Genomic DNA, 505 nt, shown 5'->3' with positions numbered 1-505 from the left:
ACGCGTTCGTCAAGGAGACGTTCAAATCGCTCCCGTCGTTCCTGATGGGGTGGATGCTCTGGTTCGCGTATATGATCGCGGGCGCCCTGTACGCGCTCGGGTTCGCGCCCAACTTCCTGGAACTGCTGCACGTGTACGGTATCGTCCCGCCGCCGGGTGAGGTGGGGGCACTCGCCCTCCCAGTCATCGATATGGCTCTCCCGATCGGCTTCGTGCTGGCGTTCACGGCCGTCGTCCTGTTCGTGGTGCTGAACGCCGTCTCGACGGCCGCCAGCGGGAGCGTCGAGACGATCTTCACCGCGACGAAGGTCACGATCCTGCTCGTCTTCGTCGCATTCGGCGCGACCTCGCCGATGTTTTCGGGGGCGGAGTTTCAGCCACTCTTTCCTGAGGCTGCGGGCGCGTTCGCCATTCTGCCGGCGATGGGGCTGACGTTCATCGCCTTCGAGGGGTACGACCTCATCACGACCGTCACCGAGGAAGTCAAAAACCCCAGAGAGAACAT

The 505-nt window shown here is 63.2% G+C and carries 1 protein-coding gene; it reads left to right on the top strand.

The features are described 5' to 3' along the window. A partial coding sequence (locus DEQ92_RS21955) for an amino acid permease (RefSeq protein ID WP_115821785.1) occupies nt 1-505 on the top strand: 505 nt, incomplete at both ends.

Origin of the sequence: Haloferax sp. Atlit-6N, assembly GCF_003383195.1 — an archaeon.
Classification (GTDB): Archaea; Halobacteriota; Halobacteria; order Halobacteriales; family Haloferacaceae; genus Haloferax; species Haloferax gibbonsii.
This window is presented reverse-complemented; position numbering and strand designations above follow the sequence as displayed.